Origin of the sequence: Streptomyces sp. SKN60 (assembly GCF_026236535.1) — a bacterium.
GTDB lineage: Bacteria > Actinomycetota > Actinomycetes > Streptomycetales > Streptomycetaceae > Streptomyces.
On the sequence record NZ_JAHTMW010000002.1, the window covers coordinates 574,247 to 593,536 of the forward strand.

General features: G+C 70.9%; 18 protein-coding genes. 13 read left to right on the plus strand and 5 right to left on the minus strand.

The genetic code is table 11. The features are described 5' to 3' along the window. Nucleotides 1-89: 89 nt before the first annotated feature. Nucleotides 90-713 (minus strand): TetR/AcrR family transcriptional regulator, encoded by a 624-nt coding sequence (locus tag KV205_RS05685; RefSeq protein WP_265862636.1) that lies wholly within the window; start codon nt 711-713, stop codon nt 90-92. A gap of 107 nt (nt 714-820) precedes the next feature. On the opposite strand from KV205_RS05685, the gene KV205_RS05690 reads away from it, so the two are divergent. From KV205_RS05690 to KV205_RS05725, 8 genes are all read left to right on the plus strand, one after another. Further along, entirely contained in the window at nt 821-1,600 is a 780-nt protein-coding gene (locus KV205_RS05690; RefSeq protein ID WP_265862638.1) for an alpha/beta fold hydrolase, read from the plus strand. A 174-nt stretch (nt 1,601-1,774) separates the two neighbouring features. Continuing rightward, nucleotides 1,775-2,830: an ABC transporter substrate-binding protein gene (locus KV205_RS05695; RefSeq protein ID WP_265862640.1), complete on the plus strand. Its 1,056-nt coding sequence runs from the start codon at nt 1,775-1,777 to the stop codon at nt 2,828-2,830. Between the two features lie 4 nt (nt 2,831-2,834). Further along, a complete protein-coding gene (locus KV205_RS05700; protein ID WP_265862641.1) occupies nt 2,835-3,767 on the plus strand; it encodes a siderophore-interacting protein in 933 nt (310 codons plus the stop codon). A 128-nt stretch (nt 3,768-3,895) separates the two neighbouring features. Next, nucleotides 3,896-5,341, plus strand: coding sequence for an aspartate aminotransferase family protein (locus KV205_RS05705; protein ID WP_265862643.1), 1,446 nt, complete (start codon nt 3,896-3,898; stop codon nt 5,339-5,341). After that, the gene (locus KV205_RS05710) at nt 5,322-6,593 is read left to right on the plus strand and encodes a lysine N(6)-hydroxylase/L-ornithine N(5)-oxygenase family protein (RefSeq protein WP_265862645.1); all 1,272 of its coding nucleotides are present in this window, start codon (nt 5,322-5,324) and stop codon (nt 6,591-6,593) included. The genes KV205_RS05705 and KV205_RS05710 overlap by 20 nt, the downstream gene beginning before the upstream one ends. Beyond that, on the plus strand, nt 6,590-7,141 hold the full coding sequence (locus KV205_RS05715) for a GNAT family N-acetyltransferase (RefSeq protein ID WP_265862646.1): 552 nt from the start codon (nt 6,590-6,592) through the stop codon (nt 7,139-7,141). Before KV205_RS05710 ends, KV205_RS05715 begins: the two co-directional genes overlap by 4 nt. Continuing rightward, a complete protein-coding gene (locus KV205_RS05720; protein WP_265862647.1) occupies nt 7,138-8,922 on the plus strand; it encodes an IucA/IucC family siderophore biosynthesis protein in 1,785 nt (594 codons plus the stop codon). The genes KV205_RS05715 and KV205_RS05720 overlap by 4 nt, the downstream gene beginning before the upstream one ends. A 144-nt stretch (nt 8,923-9,066) precedes the next feature. Further along, nucleotides 9,067-9,693, plus strand: a complete 627-nt coding sequence (locus KV205_RS05725; RefSeq protein ID WP_265862648.1) for a hypothetical protein — start codon at nt 9,067-9,069, stop codon at nt 9,691-9,693. Here KV205_RS05725 and KV205_RS05730 read toward each other — a convergent pair. Continuing rightward, the gene (locus KV205_RS05730; RefSeq protein ID WP_265862650.1) at nt 9,690-10,613 is read right to left on the minus strand and encodes a hypothetical protein; all 924 of its coding nucleotides are present in this window, start codon (nt 10,611-10,613) and stop codon (nt 9,690-9,692) included. The genes KV205_RS05725 and KV205_RS05730 overlap by 4 nt on opposite strands. 84 nt (nt 10,614-10,697) lie before the next feature. Continuing rightward, a complete protein-coding gene (locus tag KV205_RS05735; RefSeq protein WP_374214628.1) occupies nt 10,698-12,386 on the minus strand; it encodes a beta-N-acetylhexosaminidase in 1,689 nt (562 codons plus the stop codon). Between the two features lie 227 nt (nt 12,387-12,613). Here KV205_RS05735 and KV205_RS05740 point away from each other — a divergent pair, with 227 nt between their 5' ends. Both KV205_RS05740 and glmS read left to right on the plus strand, forming a co-directional pair. Next, nucleotides 12,614-12,889 (plus strand): hypothetical protein, encoded by a 276-nt coding sequence (locus KV205_RS05740; protein WP_265862652.1) that lies wholly within the window; start codon nt 12,614-12,616, stop codon nt 12,887-12,889. Between the two features lie 59 nt (nt 12,890-12,948). Then, the gene (gene glmS, locus KV205_RS05745; RefSeq protein ID WP_265862654.1) at nt 12,949-14,766 is read left to right on the plus strand and encodes a glutamine--fructose-6-phosphate transaminase (isomerizing); all 1,818 of its coding nucleotides are present in this window, start codon (nt 12,949-12,951) and stop codon (nt 14,764-14,766) included. A gap of 141 nt (nt 14,767-14,907) precedes the next feature. Here the strand turns inward: glmS and KV205_RS05750 are convergent, their stop codons facing one another. Both KV205_RS05750 and KV205_RS05755 read right to left on the minus strand, forming a co-directional pair. Further along, entirely contained in the window at nt 14,908-15,468 is a 561-nt protein-coding gene (locus tag KV205_RS05750; RefSeq protein WP_265862656.1) for a GPR1/FUN34/YaaH family transporter, read from the minus strand. A gap of 175 nt (nt 15,469-15,643) precedes the next feature. Next, nucleotides 15,644-16,165, minus strand: coding sequence for a universal stress protein (locus KV205_RS05755; RefSeq protein ID WP_265862657.1), 522 nt, complete (start codon nt 16,163-16,165; stop codon nt 15,644-15,646). A gap of 564 nt (nt 16,166-16,729) precedes the next feature. Here KV205_RS05755 and KV205_RS36390 point away from each other — a divergent pair. From KV205_RS36390 to orn, 3 genes are all read left to right on the plus strand, one after another. Further along, entirely contained in the window at nt 16,730-16,933 is a 204-nt protein-coding gene (locus tag KV205_RS36390) for a hypothetical protein (RefSeq protein WP_308404062.1), read from the plus strand. A gap of 307 nt (nt 16,934-17,240) precedes the next feature. After that, the gene (locus KV205_RS05765; RefSeq protein ID WP_265862658.1) at nt 17,241-18,416 is read left to right on the plus strand and encodes a helix-turn-helix domain-containing protein; all 1,176 of its coding nucleotides are present in this window, start codon (nt 17,241-17,243) and stop codon (nt 18,414-18,416) included. A gap of 142 nt (nt 18,417-18,558) precedes the next feature. Beyond that, nucleotides 18,559-19,170, plus strand: coding sequence for an oligoribonuclease (orn, locus tag KV205_RS05770; protein ID WP_265862660.1), 612 nt, complete (start codon nt 18,559-18,561; stop codon nt 19,168-19,170). The last annotated feature ends 120 nt before the right edge of the window (nt 19,171-19,290 follow it).

The window sequence follows — 19,290 nt, forward strand, 5'->3', positions numbered from 1 at the left end:
TGCTGTGGATGCGGCCCGCCGAGTGCGACTCGGCGGGCCGTTCACGTAGGGGAGGACAACTCCCCCCGAGCCGGATCCCGAGCCGGACCCTAGGCAGACGGCGTCCCGTGCCGCGTGGCCTGCCACCCCGCGATCAGAGTGCTCAGCGCGTCGGTCCAGATCGGAGTGCTGTCCGGCCCACCGCCCCACGTCGCCATACGGAGGTCCTGCGCGGCGAGTCCCTCGCACAGGGAGCTGACCTGCCAGGTGGCTTCCAGGACCGTTCGCCCCCCGATGTGTCCGGAGTCCTGAAGCCGGCGGATCAGCGCGAGGAGAACCTCCAGGGCTTCCCTCCTCGCCGGCTCGAAGCGCTCGCGGACCTCTGGATTCGCGATCGCGCGCTGCTGGAAGGTGACCTGGAACAACGCGGGATGCGCCAGGGCCCAGGCCCGGAATCCCGACACACAGCCCGCGATCAGGTCCGCGACGGGATCGTCCGTCCTGGGCAGCGCCGCGACCTTCGCGGCGAGCAGCGCGAACCCCCGCACACCCAGGCCGGCGATCAGGGCGTCCTTGGAACCCAGGCTGCTGTAGACGGCCCGCGTCGTCGTCCCCACCTCGTCCGCGACCCGGCGCACGGTCAGCGCCTCCAGGCCCTCGGCCTCCAGGATGCGCTCCGCGGCGTCCAGCAGCGCCTCGGCCGTCTCCTCGTTGTGCACACGCTTGCGTCCCACATTGACAGCATATCGGAACGCCATTACGTTATGAAGTAACGAAACATTGTCGCGAAATCGCGACGGTCAAGCCTCGTCGCGATGGGACCTCTCCGAGGAGGTGCGTCATGGCGACCGCGACCGATCTGAAGAGCGGCCTGGCCTACGACATGGAGGGAACGGGCACGCCCGTCGTCCTCCTGCACGGGATGACCTTCGACCGCCGCACCTGGCAGCCGATCGTCGAGGAGCTGGACGGCTCCGTCACGAGCATCGCCCCCGATCTGCCGGGACACGGCGGCAGCACGGGCAGGCCGACACGGCTGGAGGACGTGGCCGAGCGGATCCATCACCTGCTGAAATCGCTGGCCGTCGAACGCCCGGTCGTCGTGGGGCACTCGATGGGGGCCGCGGTGGCCGGCGTCTACGCGGCCACGTACCCGACCCGCGGCATGGTCCTCGTGGACCAGGCGACAGAGGTGCTCCCCTTCGCCCGGATGCTCCACCAGATCGCCCCGATGCTGCGCGGCCCCGGCTTCCACCAGGTCTGGCCGAACATCGAGAACAGCCTCGGGCTCGACCGCATCCCCGAACCCACCCGCACACGCGTGTTCGACGCACACAAGGTCGAGCAGGACGTCGTCCTCGGATACTGGGACGAGGCCCTGACCACGGATCCGTCCGAGCTGCAGGCCCGGATCGACGCGAGCACGGCCGGGATCCGGGTCCCCTGCCTCGCGGTGTTCGGCCGGGCCGCCACCGACGGCGAACGCGAGCGCCTGCGGCGGATGCCGGATGTACAGATCGAGGAGTGGACGGGCGACGGGCACTTCGTCCACCTCGTCGACCCCGGGCGGTTCACGACCAGGCTGCGCACCTTCATCGACCACTGCACCCGGGCGATCTGACGGGTCGCGGGCCTCCGTCGTTCTCGGGTCACCCCGGGGCTGTTGATCCAAGTGAGGTTAGGCTAACCTGCACGTCGTGAGGTAAGCCTAACCTTCCTCGGCCTGCCCTCCGCCTGCCCTCGCCTGCCCGGACGCCGCCCCGGCACCCCGGCACGTACCGAAAGCGACTTCGCCATGCCCAGCACCGCCCGAGCCACCTCCCTCACCCGTCGCGGCCTGCTCGCCGCGGGCGGCGCACTCGGGATCGGCGCCGCGCTCGCCGCGTGCGGCGGGAAAGACGCGAAGGACGGCGGCTCCGCCGCGACCCCGGCGTCCGGCAAGTCCGGCGCCTGGGAGTTCAAGGACGACCGCGGCCAGACCGTGAAGACGGCGAAGGCGCCGAAGAACATCGTCGCCTTCACCGGCATGGCCGCCGCGCTGAAGGACTTCGGCATCGAGGTGAAGGGCGTCTTCGGCCCGACCTACGTCGAGGACCCCAAGACCAAGACGAAGAAGGCCGACGTCCAGGCCGGCGACCTCGACATCTCCAAGGTCACCGTCCTCGGCAACGTCTGGGGCGAGTTCAGGATCGAGGAGTACCTCAAGCTCCAGCCCGAGGTCCTCATCACGGACATGTGGGAGAAGGACGCCCTCTGGTACGTGCCGGAGGAGCAGAAGGACAAGATCCTCAAGATCGCCCCGAGCGTCGCCCTGTGGGCCGCCGGGAAGTCGATGCCCGCCGTGCTCCAGCGCCACGTCGACCTCGCCGCCTCGCTCGGCGCCGACGTCAACGGCGCACAGATCAAGGCGGACAAGGCGCGCTTCGAGGCCGCCGCCGAGCGGGTCCGCAAGGCCGCCAAGGCGAAGAAGGGCATCAAGGTGCTCATCGGCTCCGGCGCCCCCGACACCTTCTACGTCTCCGCCCCGGCCCGCCCCACCGACACCCTCTTCTTCCAGGAGCTGGGCGTCGACCTGATCGTCCCGGACAAGCTGGACCCGACCGGCTGGTTCGAGCTGCTCAGCTGGGAGAACGTCGACAAGTACAAGGCCGACGTCATACTGCTCGACAACCGCACCTCCGCCCTGCAGCCCGAGGCCCTGAAGGCCAAGCCCACCTGGGCCGCGCTGCCCGCCGTCAAGGCCGGCCAGGTCTTCCCGCGCGTCACCGAGCCCATCTACTCGTACGCCAAGTGCGCGCCGCTCCTGGAGGACCTGGCCAAGGCCCTCGAGAACGCCAAGAAGGTGGCCTGACCCCATGACGAACGCCGAGACCGCCCCGTTCCAGTTCTTCCCCCTCCAGGTCGACCGGACGCGGCGGCTCGGCCCGTCCCTGGTCCGGGTCACCTTCACCGGCGACGACCTCGTCGGCGAGGATCTGAAGGGCTTCGCCGCCGGGGGCCGCGACCAGTCGCTCTCCCTCTTCCTGCCGCACCCCGGGCAGGACGCGCCGGTGCTGCCGCCGCTCGACGACCCGGACATGTACGCGATCCTGGGCGCCTACCGGGCGATGCCGCACGACGTGCGGGCCGTGATGCGCTCGTACACCGTCCGCGAGCAGCGCACCGCGCCCGACGGGCGCACCGAGGTCGACATCGACTTCGCGATCCACGAGGATGGCGGCCCGGCCTGCCGCTGGGCGCAGCGCGCCGAGCCCGGCGACCGGGTGGTCGTGCTCGGCCCGGCGGTGGCCGACAACACCGGCGTGCGCTTCCAACTCCCGGACGACGCCGACTCCGTACTGATCTGGGGCGACGAGACGGCCCTGCCGGCCGCCTCCGCGATCCTGGAGTGGCTGCCGGCCGAGACCCGCGCCCACGTGTACCTCGAAGTCCCCTGCTCCGGCGACCGCACGGAGTTCGCCACGGTGGCGGACGCGACCGTCACCTGGCTCGTACGGGAGGAGGGCGCGCCGTCCGCCCTGGAGGCGATCGCGGGCGCCGAACTGCCCGGCGAGAACCCGTACGTGTGGATCGCCGGCGAATCCGGCGCGGTGAAGGCGCTGCGCCGCCACTTCGTACGCGAACGCGGCCTGGACCGGCGGAAGGTGACCTTCGTCGGCTACTGGCGCAAGGGGCTGTCCGAGGACGCCCTGCGCGAGGTCCCGGACGAGACGGAGACGGACGCCCAGACGGACGCCCAGACGGACACCCAGACGGACGCTCAGACGGACGCCCCCTCGGCGGCGTAGCGAACCGGACAATCGCCGACAGCCCCTCGACTCAGCGGAGTCGGGGGGCTTTTTCGTACTCAAAATTAGGTTAGGCTAACCTTACTTACACCGACCGAGTCCGCTCTCGCTCCCGGAAGGGCCCCCACATGCGCTCCCACCTGCTCAACGACACGACGGCGGACGTCTACCGACGCTCCGTCACCGAAGGAGTCGAGCGGGTGGCGAGGAAACTCGCCACGACGCGCGGTCCGTTCACGGGCGTCACGCCCGCCGAACTCGCCCCCGTCGTCGACGCCGTCGACCTCGACAAGCCGCTCGGTGACGCCTCCGCCGCCCTCGACGAGCTGGAGGAGGTGTATCTGCGGGACGCCGTCTACTTCCACCACCCCCGCTACCTCGCCCACCTCAACTGCCCGGTGGCCATCCCCGCCGTGCTCGGCGAGGCCGTCCTCTCCGCCGTCAACTCCTCCCTCGACACCTGGGACCAGAGCGCCGGCGGCACCCTCATCGAGCGCCGGCTGATCGACTGGACGGCCGCCCGGATCGGTCTCGGGCCGCTCGCCGACGGCGTGTTCACCAGCGGCGGCACCCAGTCCAACCTCCAGGCGCTGCTGCTCGCCCGCGAGGAGGCCAGGACGACGGATCTGAAGAAGCTCCGGATCTTCTCCTCCGAGTGCAGCCACTTCAGCGTCCAGAAGTCCGCCCAGCTGCTCGGCCTCGGCCGCGACGCCGTCGTCCCGATCCCGGTCGACCGCACCAAGCGCATGCAGTCGGTGGTCCTCGCCGCCGAGCTGGAGGCCTGCCGCGCCGAGGGCCTGATCCCGATGGCGATCGTCGCCACCGCCGGCACCACCGACTTCGGTTCGATCGACCCGCTGCCGGAGATCGCCGCCCTGGCCGCCGAGTACGGCGCCTGGATGCACGTGGACGCCGCCTACGGCTGCGGACTGCTCGCCTCGCCGACCCGCCGCCACCTCCTCGACGGCATCGAGCACGCCGACTCGGTCACCGTCGACTACCACAAGTCCTTCTTCCAGCCGGTGAGTTCCTCCGCCGTCCTGGTCCGCGACGGCGCCACGCTGCGGCACGCGACCTACCACGCCGAATACCTCAACCCGCGCCGCACGCTCGCCGAGCGCATCCCCAACCAGGTCGACAAGTCCCTGCAGACCACCCGCCGCTTCGACGCCCTCAAACTGTGGCTGACCCTGCGCGTCATGGGCGCCGACGGCGTCGGCGGGCTCTTCGACGAGGTCTGCGACCTGGCCCGGCAGGGCTTCGAGCTGCTCGCCGCCGACCCGCGCTTCGACGTGGTCGTCGAGCCCCAGCTGTCCACCCTGGTCTGGCGCTACGTCCCCGAGAACGCCGGCTCGCCCGAGGAGATCGACCGGGCCAACCTGCACGCCCGTAAAGCCCTCTTCGCCTCCGGCGAGGCCGTGGTCGCGGGCACGAAGGTCGACGGCCGCCAGTACCTCAAGTTCACCTTGCTCAACCCCGAGACGACCGTGGCCGACATCGCCGCCGTCCTCGATCTGATAGCCGGCCACGCCGAGCAGTACCTGGGAGAGAACCTTGTCCACGCAGCCTCTTGATTTCATCGGCATCGGTCTCGGTCCGTTCAACCTCGGCCTCGCCTGCCTCACCGAGCCCATCGCCGAACTGAACGGCCTCTTCCTGGAGTCCAAGCCGGACTTCGAGTGGCACTCGGGGATGTTCCTCGAAGGCGCCCACCTCCAGACCCCGTTCATGTCGGACCTGGTCACCCTCGCGGACCCGACCTCTCCGTACTCCTTCCTCAACTACCTGAAGGAGAAGGGCCGGCTGTACTCGTTCTACATCCGCGAGAACTTCTATCCGCTGCGCGCCGAGTACAACGACTACTGCCGCTGGGCCGCCGGCAAGCTCTCCTCGATCCGCTTCTCCACGACCGTCACCTCCGTCTCGTACGAGGAGACCGACGAGCTGTACGTGGTGACCACGGCCACCGGAGAGACGTTCCGGGCCCGCCGGATCGTCCTCGGCACCGGCACCCCGCCGTACGTCCCCGAGCCCTGCCGGGAGCTCGGCGGCGACCTGATCCACAACTCGCGCTACCTCCCGCACAAGGAGGAGCTCCGGAAGAAGAAGTCGATCACGATCGTCGGCAGCGGCCAGAGCGCCGCCGAGATCTACTACGACCTGCTGAGCGAGATCGACGTCCACGGCTACCGGCTGAACTGGGTCACCCGCTCCCCGCGCTTCTTCCCGCTCGAATACACCAAGCTCACCCTGGAGATGACCTCCCCGGAGTACGTGGACTACTTCCACGCGCTGCCCGAGGAGACCCGCTACCGCCTGGAGTCGCAGCAGAAGGGCCTGTTCAAGGGCATCAACGGCGAGCTCGTCGACGGCATCTTCGACCTGCTCTACCAGAAGAACTTCGCCGGCCCGGTCCCCACCCGGCTGCTCACCAACTCCGCGCTGCGCACCGCCGCGTACGACGAGACGACGGGCACGTACACGCTCGGCTTCCGCCAGGAGGAGCAGGAGAAGGACTTCACGGTCGAGACCGAGGGCCTGGTCCTCGCCACCGGCTACAAGTACGCCGTCCCCGGCTTCCTCGCGCCGATCGGCGACCGGCTCCGCCGGGACTCCCAGGGGCGCTTCGACGTCGCCCGCAACTACGCGATCGACACCACCGGCCGCGCCGTGTTCCTGCAGAACGCCGGCGTCCACACCCACTCGATCACCTCGCCCGACCTGGGCATGGGCCCCTACCGGAACGCCTACATCATCGCCGAGATGCTCGGCGCCGAGTACTACCCCGTCGAGAAGACCATCGCGTTCCAGGAGTTCGCCGTATGAGCACCATCGGCACCATCGAGATCCGTCCGCTCGACCCCCTGACGGACGCCGAGCTGATCCACCCCTGGGTCACCCACCCCAAGGCCGCGTTCTGGATGATGCAGGACCACCGGCTCCAGGACGTCGAGCGCGAGTACATGGCGATCGCCGCCGACCCGCACCACGACGCCTTCATCGGCAGCGTGGACGGCGTGCCCGCCTTCCTCATGGAGCGCTACGACCCCGCGAAGGCCGAACTGGTCGGCCTGTACGAGCCGGAGCCCGGCGACGTCGGCATGCACTTCCTTGTCGCGCCCGTCGCGCCCGGCGACACCCCCGTGCACGGTTTCACCCGCACCGTGATCACCGCCGTGATGCGCGAGCTGTTCGCCGACCCGGCCACCGCCCGGGTGGTCGTCGAGCCGGACATCCGCAACACCGCCGTGCACGCGCTCAACGCGGCCGTCGGCTTCGTGCCCGAGCGGGAGATCGAGAAGCCGGAGAAGACCGCCCTGCTGAGCTTCTGCACCCGCGCCCAGTTCGAGACCGCCGTCGGAGCCTCCGTATGAACCCCGTCACCGACAGCCCCGTCGCCCACCTCACCCCCGAGCGCTGGGCCGACGCCAACCGCGCCCTGATCCGCAAGGGCCTCGCCGAGTTCGTCCACGAGCGGCTGCTCGACCCGCGCGAGCTCGGCGACAGCCGCTACGCGGTGCTGAGCGACGACCGGCGCACCGAGTACCGCTTCACCGCCGACCGCTTCGCGCTCGACCACTGGCAGGTCTACCCCGAGTCGATCAGCCGGCACCGGGGCAGCGAGCAACTGCCGCTCGACGCCCTGCAGTTCGTCATCGAGCTGCGCGGCGCGCTCGGTCTGAGCGACGAAATCCTGCCGGTGTACCTGGAGGAGATCTCCGCCACCCTGGCCGGTACGGCGTACAAGGCGACCAAGCCGCGTGTGAGCTCCGCCGAGCTCGCCCGGGCCGGCTTCCAGGCGATCGAGACCGGGATGACCGAGGGCCACCCCTGCTTCGTCGCCAACAACGGGCGGCTCGGCTTCGGCGTCGACGAGTACCGCGCCTACGCCCCGGAGGCCGCGAGCCCCGTGCACCTGGTGTGGCTGGCCGCGCACCGCGACCGCACCACCTTCACCGCCGGCGCCGGCATCGACTACGAGACCTTCGTACGGGCCGAGCTCGGCGACGCGGCCGTCGACGGCTTCGCCGCGACCCTCGCCGCCCGCGGCCTGGACCTCGCCGACTACCTGCTGATCCCGGTCCACCCCTGGCAGTGGTGGAACAAGATGGCGGTCACCTTCGCCGCCGAGGTCGCGCAGCAGCGCCTGGTGTACCTGGGCGAGGGGACGGACGCGTACCTGGCGCAGCAGTCCATCCGTACCTTCTTCAACTCCACCGACCCGGCCAAGCACTACGTGAAGACGGCCCTTTCCGTCCTCAACATGGGCTTCATGCGCGGCCTCTCGGCGGCCTACATGGAGGCCACGCCGGCCATCAACGACTGGCTGGCCGGTCTGGTCGAGGCCGACGACACCCTGCGCGCGGCCCGCTTCTCGATCATCCGCGAGCGGGCGGCGGTCGGCTACCGGCACCTGGAGTACGAGGCGGCCACCGACCGCTACTCCCCCTACCGCAAGATGCTGGCCGCGCTGTGGCGGGAGTCCCCGGTGCCGTCCCTGGCCGAGGGCGAGCGGCTCGCGACGATGGCCTCGCTGCTGCACGTCGACCACGCGGGCGCGTCCTTCGCGGGCGCCCTGGTCAAGGAGTCGGGCCTGGCCCCGGCGGCGTGGCTGCGGAAGTACCTCGACGCCTATCTGGTCCCGGTCCTTCACTCCTTCTACGCCTACGACCTGGTCTACATGCCGCACGGCGAGAACGTGATCCTGGTCCTCGACGAGCGGGGCGCGGTGGCGCGGGCGATCTTCAAGGACATCGCCGAGGAGATCTGCGTCATGGACCCGCAGGCGGTGCTTCCGCCGGCCGTGGAGCGGATCCGGGCCGAGGTCCCGGAGGACATGAAGCTGCTGTCCGTGTTCACGGACGTCTTCGACTGCTTCTTCCGCTTCCTCGGCGCGACGCTCGCGGCGGAGGGCGTCCTCGGCGAGGACGACTTCTGGCGCACGGTCGCCGCCTGCGTGAAGGACTACCAGGCGGGCAAGCCGGAGCTGGCGGACCGGTTCGCGCAGTACGACCTCTTCGCGGAGACCTTCGCGCTGTCCGCGCTCAACCGCCTCCAGCTCCGCGACAACCGGCAGATGGTCGACCTCGCGGACCCCTCGGGGGCACTGCAGCTGGTCGGGGACCTGGTGAACCCGATCGCGCGGTTCGCCTGACGGCAGGGCCAGGAGACCGGATGCCGGCCCCGGCGGAGTACGGTCCTCCGCCGGGGCCGGCATCCCCCCTCCGATCAGGCGATCACACGGTGTCACCGAGTGAATCCCGGCGACTACGCATCGTGGTTGTGCGAGCTTGGCCACGTGATGACTCGAATCGCCCGCGGCCTCGCCGGCGCGGCCCTGGCCATGGCCCTCGCCGCGACGACCGCCTGCGGGGGAGGCGGAGATCCGGACCCGATCGATCCGACGGCGCCGACGACGGAGCCGACGGCGAGCCCCGAGCCGGACTCCGGAGACTCGATCGGGACCCTCTACCCGGGGAAGGGCGGGGGCGGTCAGGCCGCGCCCGCCCGTATGCCGACCGCCAAGGTGGGCGAGCCGAGGAGCGGGAGGATGAAGGTCAAGAACTCCTCGCGCGAGCCCATGAACTTCGCACCTCCGCAGACGAGCGACGACGACCCCGAGGCGGGCGAGACGACGGCGGACCTCGGTACCTGCACCGGCACGCTGGCCCCCGACGAGTCGTGCGAGATGACCGTCCAGCACACCGCGTACCAGCCGGGGTCCTACACCGGAACGCTGACGGTCCAGACCTCGCAGGGGGAGACGCTCACCGTCCCCTTCTCCGGCGAGGCGGTCGAGGACTCCCCCACGGAGACGGTGTCGCCGTCGACGGAGACCCCGCTCCCCACCGAGCCGACCCCGACAGACACCCCGCTGCCCACCGAGCCGACCGAGACGGAGACCGACATCAAAACCGAGCCCTAGGGCGAGGTCAGCGCCACGCGCACCGTGTCGTCGTCGGGCAGCACGACCGTCTGGTAGTCCGCTTCCCGAGCCGTGTGGGAGACCAGGTAGAAACGGGAGGGGGACTTCACGAGCAGCCGGAATCCGGTGTACCGATGCCGGTACGGGCCCCTCTCGGCGCCCATGTCCTTGTACCCGATGCCGTGCGCGTCGTGCGTGATCGGGATGCGCGAATAGACCACCACGAGCAGGCTCGCCCGGCTCCCCCCTTCGATGACCCCCAAGGCCTCGCTCTTCGCCGAGTCGACGACGTACTGCGAAATGCCGAAGAACAGACTCATGGCGAGCAGCCCGATCAGCAGGGCACCGCCCGCGGTCCACATCCGGTCGGCGGTCCCGTCGCGCCGCCGCGGATCGACGGCGATCCGCTGCAGACGCTGCTGCACGGCGAAGAAGGCCAGGGTGGCGCCGAGCGCCACGAGGCAGGGCGGGACGAACCGGGTGAACCACCAGCTGTCGGGGAAGGGCAGCGGAATCCGCCATCCGAAGAAGATCGGCAGTCCCAGGAGCGTCATGAGGAGGCCGCCGACGAGCAGCGCCCAGCACACCGTGCGGCGCCGCTGCTCCCTCCCGGGGCGGTCGAGCAGCAGGCCGACCCGGCCGAGCACGAGGACCACGACCAGCCCGCAGATCAGCAGGAACCACACCGGGCCGAAGATCGCCCTCGGACTCTTGGCCAGATAGGTCTGGACGGACAGCTGGAGGTCGGCCGCCGGTACACCGAAGGTCGCGTAGTAGGTGTCGGTGTAGACGCTGCCGAAGTAGTACAGCAGACCGATGACGATGGTCCCCGGCGCCACGATGTACGCCACCTTGTCGACGTACGACACCCTGGGCGGCGCGGGCGCCGGCCGGGACGGTTCCCCTGGCGGCACGGACATGCCGCAAGTCTCCGTACCGGCGCCCGCCCCCGCACCCAGAGCGCGCCACCTGGCCCATTCCCGGCCTGCGGGCTCAGCCCCGGCCTACACCCACGGCACCTGCGGCGAGCGGTAGTAGTCGATGCCGAGCGCGTCCAGCCGCGGCCCCTGCTGCGCGAGCCGCGCCCGGTACGCCTCCCAGTCGTGGGCGGCCGCCGGCGACCAGCCGAGTTCGGCGATGCCGGCCACCCGCGGGAAGGCCATCCGGTCGATGTGGACGCCCTGCGAGACGGTCTCCGTCCACAGCGGCGCCTCGACGCCCGCGACCGCCACCTCGGGCAGCCCCGGCAGCAGCGCGCCCGGGTCCCAGTCGTACGAGCGCCGCACCTCGACGTAACCGGCCCAGGAGAGCCCGAGCGGGGTCTCCTTCGTGTACTTCATGTCGAGGTACGCCCGGTCGGCGGGCGACAGGATGATCCCGGTCCCGGCCCGCCCGGCCGCCGCGACCTGCGCCTTCTCGGCGGCCGGCGAGCGGTCGAGACCCCAGTACTGGACGAGCGCGCCGGGCGCGGACCGCGCCGCCGCCGAGGGCGCGGGCCGGGCACCGGTGAGCTGGTGCCAGCCGATGACGGTCTTGCCGTACTTCGCGACGAGCGGCTGGACCCGGTCCATGAAGGCCACGTAGTCGGCGTGGCTGGTGGAGTGCGCCTCGTCGCCGCCGATGTGGAGGTAGCGGCCGGGGGTGAGTACGGCGAGCTCGCGGATCACGTCCTCCACGAAGTCGTACGTGCGGTCGTTCGGCACGCACAGCGAGCTGAAGCCGACGCCGGTGCCGGTGTAGAGCGGCGGGGCGGCGCGGTCGCAGTTGAGCTCGGCGTAGGAGGCGAGGGCCGCGTTGGTGTGGCCGGGCATGTCGATCTCGGGCACGACCTCCTGGTAGCGGGAGGCGGCGTAGCGGACGATCTCCTGGTAGTCGTCCTTGCTGTAGGAGCCGCCGGGGCCGCCGCCGACCTGGGTGGAGCCGCCGTACGCGGCGAGCCGGGGCCAGGAGTCGATCGCGATGCGCCAGCCCTGGTCGTCGCTGAGGTGCAGATGCAGGGTGTTGACCTTGTAGAGGGCGAGCTGGTCGATGTAGCGCTTGACCTGGTCGACGGTGAAGAAGTGCCGGGCGACGTCGAGCATCGCGCCGCGGTAGGCGAAGCGCGGGGTGTCGGTGACGGTGCCGCCGGCGATCTGCCAGGGCCCGGACTGCACGGTGCGCCGCTCGACGGCGGCGGGCAGCTGCTGGCGCAGGGTCTGTACGCCGCGGAACAGTCCGGCGGGGGCGCGGGCGGTGAGGGTGACGCCGGCGCGGCCGGAGCGCAGCTCGTACCCCTCGTCGCCGAGGGCGGTGGCGCGCCGGTCGATCCGCAGCAGGATGCCGCCGCGGGCCGCGTGGTCGTCGACGACGGGCAGCGGATAGCCGGTGGAGGGGCGGAGCACTCCGGCGAGGTAGCGGCCGATCGCGCGGGACTCGTGGTCGGCGGCGTCGACGCGGACGGCGGTGCGGTGGGTGAGGGTGTACGGGGCGCCGCCGGGGGTCACGGCGGCGGGCGCCGGCACGACGTCGCCGAGCGGGCGGACGAGGGGTTCGGCGGCGGCGCCGGAGGCGGCTGCCCCGGAACCGGAGGAGGCCACACCGGCGAGGAGCAGGGAGGAGAGCAGGAGGAGCGGAAGCGTTCTGCGCGGAGTCACAGACGGGTCCCTTTCGACGGGATGCCCGGCGGTACGCCCGGCGGGGCGTCCGACAGGCATGCGGCTGCGGGCGTGTGGCTGCGGGCTTTGCGTATCCGACGCATCTGACGTATCCGACGCATCTGACGTAGCTGACGTGTCCGAACGGTCACCATGCGTACCCTCTGCCCCGTCGAGGGTCAAGGTGTAGACCAATTAGCCCATCTGGCGGCGCGATCATGACCCCTCCTGCCCGAAATCGGGCAGGATTGTTGCCATAACCCTCGGGTACCCCTCAGTATTCACGGGTGCTCGAACGCCGCCCGTCGCACGACGACCTCATCGACCACCTGGTCCGCAGCACCTCGCTCCAGCGTGGTGAGGCCGCCCGGGTGATCCTCGACGTCCTCGCGTACTTCGACGAGTCGACCGAGGACTTCGTCCGCCGCCGGCACCGCGAACTGCAGTCCGGCGGGGCGGTGAACGCCGAGATCTTCGAGCGGATCGCGGCCGAACTGCCGCACCGCGCGGTGGCACCGCCGGAGCTCTCACTGCGGCAACTGCGCCGCATCGTCTACGGCTGAGCCACAGCCGGAACACGGCCGAACAGCACCTGTCGTCAACCTGGAGGGGTTTCACCTTTATGTGCGGAATTGTCGGTTACATCGGTAAGCGCGACGTGGCCCCGCTGCTCCTGGAGGGCCTGGCCCGCCTCGAGTACCGCGGCTACGACTCGGCCGGCATGGTCGTCACCAGCCCGAAGGCCGCCGGCCTGAAGATGGTCAAGGCCAAGGGCCGGGTCCGCGACCTGGAGGCCAGGGTCCCCAAGCGCTTCACCGGCACCACCGGCATCGCCCACACCCGCTGGGCCACCCACGGCGCGCCCAGCGACATCAACTCGCACCCCCACCTGGACCCCGAGAACAAGGTCGCGGTCGTCCACAACGGCATCGTCGACAACGCGGCCGAGCTCCGCGCCAAGCTGGAGGCCGAGGGCGTCGTCTTCGCCTCCGAGACCGACACCGAGGTGATCACCCACCTGATCGCCCGCTCCCAGGCCGAGACGCTTGAGGAGAAGGTCCGCGAGGCGCTCAAGCACATCGAGGGCACCTACGGCATCGCCGTGATGCACGCCGACTTCAACGACCGCATCGTGGTGGCCCGCAACGGCTCCCCGGTCATCCTCGGCATCGGCGAGAAGGAGATGCTCGTCGCCTCCGACGTCGCCGCCCTGATCGCCCACACCCGCCAGGTCGTCACCCTCGACGACGGCGAGATGGCCACCCTCAAGGCCGACGACTTCCGCACCTACACCACCTCGGGCGCCTCCACCACGGCCACCCCCGAGACGGTCGAGTGGGAGGCCGCCTCCTATGACATGGGCGGCCACGAGACGTTCATGCACAAGGAGATCTCCGAGCAGCCCGACGCGGTCGACCGCGTGCTGCGCGGCCGGATCGACGACCGCTTCTCCACCGTGCACCTGGGCGGCCTGAACCTGGACCCGCGCGAGGCCCGCACCATCCGCCGGATCAAGATCCTCGGCTGCGGCACCTCGTACCACGCCGGTCTGATCGGCGCCGGGCTCATCGAGTCCATGGCCCGCATCCCCGCCGACGCCGAGCCGGCCTCCGAGTTCCGCTACCGCAACCCGGTCGTCGACCCCGACACCCTCTACATCGCGGTCTCCCAGTCCGGCGAGACGTACGACGTCCTCGCCGCCGTCCAGGAGCTCAAGCGCAAGGGCGCCCGCGTCCTCGGCGTGGTCAACGTGGTCGGCTCCGCCATCGCCCGCGAGGCGGACGGCGGCATGTACGTGCACGCAGGCCCCGAGGTCTGCGTCGTCTCCACCAAGTGCTTCACCAACACGGTGGTGGCCTTCGCGCTGCTCGCCCTGCACCTCGGCCGCATCCGCGACCTGTCCGTCACCGACGGCAAGCGGATCATCGAGGGCCTGCGCAAGCTGCCCGGCCAGATCGAGGAGATCCTCAAGTCCGAGGACGAGATCAAGAAGCTGGCCAAGGAGTACGCGGGCGCCCAGTCGATGATGTTCATCGGCCGCGTCCGGGGCTACCCGGTCGCCCTGGAGGCCTCCCTCAAGCTGAAGGAGATCTCCTACATCCACGCCGAGGCCTACCCGGCCTCCGAGCTGAAGCACGGCCCGCTCGCCCTGATCGAGCCGGCCCTGCCGACGGTCGCCATCGTCCCCGACGACGACCTCCTGGAGAAGAACCGCGGCGCCCTGGAGGAGATCAAGGCCCGCAGCGGCCGCATCCTCGCCGTCGCGCACCAGCCGCAGGAGAAGGCCGACCACACCATCGTCGTGCCGAAGAACGAGGACGAGCTCGACCCCATCCTGATGGGCATCCCGCTCCAGCTCCTCGCCTACCACACGGCGCTCGCCATGGGCCGCGACATCGACAAGCCGCGCAACCTGGCCAAGTCCGTCACGGTCGAGTAGCGGGGCCGCCGGGCCTGTCCCCCGGCCCCCCGCCCACCGGGCCTGTCCCCCGGTGGTCGACCGGACACAAGAGCGGCCTCCGTGCATCCCAGGTGCACGGAGGCCGCTCTTTCCTGCGCTGTTACGGGTACGGGTGCGGGCTCAGCTCGCCGCGGCCGCGCGGGACCCGCGGGCCAGCGAGGTCGGCCAGCCGGCCACCGCCGCCGTCGCGCCGTACCAGGCCGCGAGGCCCGCCACCGCGGCGACCCAGCCGCCCGCCTTGCCGAGGCCCGCGTTGTCGGCGAGGGCCCCGATGCCCGTCAGGAGCAGGGCGACGAAGAGCAGCCCGTACACACCCTGGCCGAAGAGGCCGCTGCCGCCCGACGCGACGGTGAGGGTGAGCGCGAGCAGCGCCCACAGCAGCAGGAAGAGCCCGGCGGCCTCGGCCGAACCGGCGTCGCCCACCCCGGTGCCCCAGGTGAACCAGAAGGCGCCGAGCGCCGAATAGGCCGTGCCCTCACCGGTGTTGCCGGCGCGGAGGGCGAGCAGCCCGACGAGGAACAGGGCCACTCCGCCGACCCAGGTCGCCAGGCCCGCGGCGTCGCCCGCGCCGACGTGGTCGATCACGCCGGTGGAGCCGATGCCGAAGGCCAGCAGGGTCAGGCCGAGTGCGAGGTGTCCGAGGGTGGAGGTGCTGTTTCCCGCGGCGGCTTCATTGGACACGGCGGGCTCCCTTCAGGTGTGCAGTTGTACTGCTTGGGTCGCTTTGTTCCGGTGACTTTTATGTACCCTTCACAACCACACAATTCACCTGAGGAAGGCCGAAATTATGGCCGGATCAAGGGAGTTGGCGGGGACCCCGCAAGAGGAGTGGGAGGTGTGGTCGCCGTGACCGGTGTTACGGGATGACGATGACGGGGCGCTGGGCGCGGCGGGCGAGCCGGCCGGCCACCGAGCCGAAGATCCGCCCGACGATGCCGTGGGTCGAGCCGACCACGATCGCGTCGGCCGAGTACTCCCGGCCGACCTCCTCCAGTTCGTGGCAGATGTCGCCGCCGCGCTCGACCAGGATCCAGGGCACCTCGGAGAGGTGGTCGGCGCAGGCGAGCTCCAGGCCGAGGACCTCGGTGCGGTGGTCGGGGACGTCGACGAAGACCGGCGGTTCGCAGCCGGCCCACACGGTGGTGGGCAGCCGGTTGGCCACGTGCACGATGATCAGGCCGGAGCCGGAGCGGCGGGCCATGCCGATGGCGTACGCGAGGGCGCGTTCACTGGAGGTCGAGCCGTCGAAGCCGACGACGACGCCGTGCCGGAAGGCCGGGTCGCAGGAGTGGCGTGGCTGTTCCACCGCGAGGGGGTCGACCGTGGAGTCGGCGACGCGCTTGCGGTCCGCGGGTTCGGGGAATTCGTGACCGGCCATCGGTGTCTCGGCGAAGAGGGTCCTCTGGGAGGGACGGAAGGGGAGAGGGAGCGGAACAACGGTTGGCGGCGGAGCTGTGTCCGGGAATCATCTTCCCAAGCCCATACCCCCAAGGGTACGGCGACACTCCTCCCGTGCCCAGGGGCGACCGCCGGGCGCCGTTACGGCGTCCCAGGGAGCATGCACGAGCCCCGCGCCGTAGCGCAATGCCGGATGTGCCCTACAGGTGTCCGTACGGGGGCCAAACGGACGCCTCGCGCAGTGACCGGAACGTTCCGCTCCTCGTTTCCACAGGTCAACGTCACCGTCGCAGGGAGCCCGCCCGTGCCCGCACCGTCACCCATGGACACCGACGCCCCGTTTGACCCCGCCGCGCTCGCCTCCGCCGAGACGGTCACCGCGCTCCCGGTACCCCCCGGCGGCGCCCCGGCGCACGGCCGGCCCCCGGGCCCGCGCGGGCGCCGCCGGGCCGCGCCGGACCGGCCCGGCGGAACCGGTGGAAGCGGTGGAAGCGGTGGAACCGTCGGACCCGGTGGCACCGTCGGACCGGACGCCGGGGGAGACGTGGTGCGCTGGGCGGTGTTCTGCTGCGTCCTGGTGCCGGTCGTCCTGCTGGTCTACGGCACCTCCCTGGGCGGCGCCGCCGGCACCGCGCTCGGCCTCGCGGCGGTCACCGCGGCCTGCCGGGTGCTGCTGCGCCGCTCGGAACGCGGACTGCGGACCGAGCTCCGGACCGGGCCCCGGGACGGGCGCCACTCGCGGAGTTGACAGGGTCGCACAGCCGATCCCGTATGTTTTCAGCCAAGTTCCGGTACTCGGCGAGTCCTTGGCCGAAGACCGCTCAACCCGCGTAGGTGCTGGCATCACCGCGCTGTACTGGGCTTCACGATCGAATGCTTCACGCCAAGTTGCCATGTCGACAATGTGCCGGAAGGAGAACGTGGCACGCGGGCACCACGGGACGCAGTAGATTCGATCATGGATACCGAAGACTGGGGTCTCGCGCAAAACCGAGGGGAAACGTGGCACATCCACATGACCAGGGAGACGCCAACACCGAGGGGGGCTTAGCGTCATGAGCCAGGACTCCGCCGCACCGGAGGCGGCACGGAAGCTGTCCGGGCGCCGCCGTCGCGAAGTCGTCGCGGTACTGCTGTTCAGCGGTGGCCCCATCTTCGAGAGCTCCATCCCGCTCTCCGTTTTCGGCATCGACCGCCAGGACGCGGGGGTGCCGCGCTACCGGCTGCTGGTGTGCGCCGGCGAGGAAGGCCCGCTGCGGACCACAGGGGGACTCGAACTCACCGCGCCCTACGGCCTGGAGGCGATCAGCCGGGCGGGCACCGTCGTCGTGCCGGCCTGGCGTTCCATCACGTCGCCGCCGCCCCCGGAGGCGCTCGAAGCGCTCCGCCGGGCGCACGAGGAGGGCGCGCGCATCGTCGGTCTGTGCACCGGCGCGTTCGTCCTCGCCGCCGCCGGGCTGCTCGACGGCCGCCCGGCGACCACGCACTGGATGTACGCGCCGACGCTCGCCAAGCGCTATCCGTCGGTCCACGTGGACCCGCGGGAGCTCTTCGTCGACGACGGCGACGTGCTGACCTCGGCCGGCACCGCGGCCGGAATCGATCTGTGTCTGCACATCGTGCGGACCGACCACGGCACGGAGGCCGCGGGCGCCCTGGCGCGCCGGCTGGTCGTCCCGCCGCGGCGCAGCGGCGGTCAGGAGCGCTACCTCGACAGGTCTTTACCTGAGGAGATCGGCGCCGACCCGCTGGCCGAGGTCGTCGCCTGGGCGCTGGAGCACCTCCACGAGCAGTTCGACGTGGAGACCCTCGCCGCGCGCGCGTACATGTCACGGCGGACCTTCGACCGCCGGTTCCGCTCGCTGACCGGCTCGGCGCCGCTGCAGTGGCTGATCACCCAGCGGGTGCTCCAGGCACAGCGGCTCCTGGAGACCTCCGACTACTCGGTCGACGAGGTCGCCGGGCGCTGCGGCTTCCGCTCGCCGGTGGCCCTGCGCGGCCACTTCCGGCGGCAGCTGGGCTCCTCGCCGGCCGCGTACCGGGCGGCGTACCGGGCCCGGCGGCCGCAGGGCGAGGGCGGTACGGCGCTGCTCGACGCGGTGGTCCCGGCCCAGGCCCAGGTCCCGGCGGCCCCGCGCCGTCCGGGTCACCTCCTGGACCCCGGCAAGCCGCCGTCGGACGCCTTCACGCCGGGCCGCCCGGCCCTCCCGGGCCAGCGGAGCGCCCCGTAACCGGCCCCCCGTACCGCGCGCCACAAAGCGCGCACCGAGAAACCGAAGGGCCCCCCGGACACCAGCCAGGGGGCCCTTCGGCCGTTCCGTGGCCGCGGCCGTTCTTCGGCCCCGGCCCCCCTTCGGCCATAAGGTAGGACGCATGAACGATCGCATGGTGTGGATCGACTGCGAGATGACCGGGCTCTCGCTGACGGACGACGCACTCATCGAGGTGGCCGCGCTGGTCACCGACTCGGAACTGAACGTGCTCGGCGAAGGCGTGGACATCGTGATCCGCCCGCCGGACGCGGCCCTGGAGACCATGCCGGAGATCGTGCGCGAGATGCACACGAAGTCCGGACTGCTCGACGCGCTGGCCGGGGGCACCACCCTCGCCGACGCCGAGGCCCAGGTCCTCGCGTACATCCGCGAGCACGTGAAGGAGCCCGGCAAGGCCCCGCTGTGCGGGAACTCGGTCTCCACCGACCGCGGCTTCCTCGCCCGCGACATGCCGGCCCTGGAGAAGCACCTCCACTACCGGATCGTCGATGTCTCCTCGGTCAAGGAACTGGCCCGCCGCTGGTACCCGAGGGCGTACTTCAACAGTCCGGAGAAGAACGGCAACCACCGGGCGCTCGCGGACATCCGCGAGTCGATCGCCGAGCTCCGCTACTACCGGGAGGCGATCTTCGTGCCGCAGCCCGGCCCGGACTCGGAGACCGCGAAGCAGATCGCGGCACGCCACGTCATCGCCGGCGACAGCTCCCACTAGCCGGCGCGAGGGGGCCTGCTCGCGCCGGAAAGACGCTCGAGAGAAACGTGTGCGCGAGCACCCCCCAAGACCCTGTAGACTTCTTCTCGGCCGGTCAGGGAAGCCCTCGGGCGAATGACC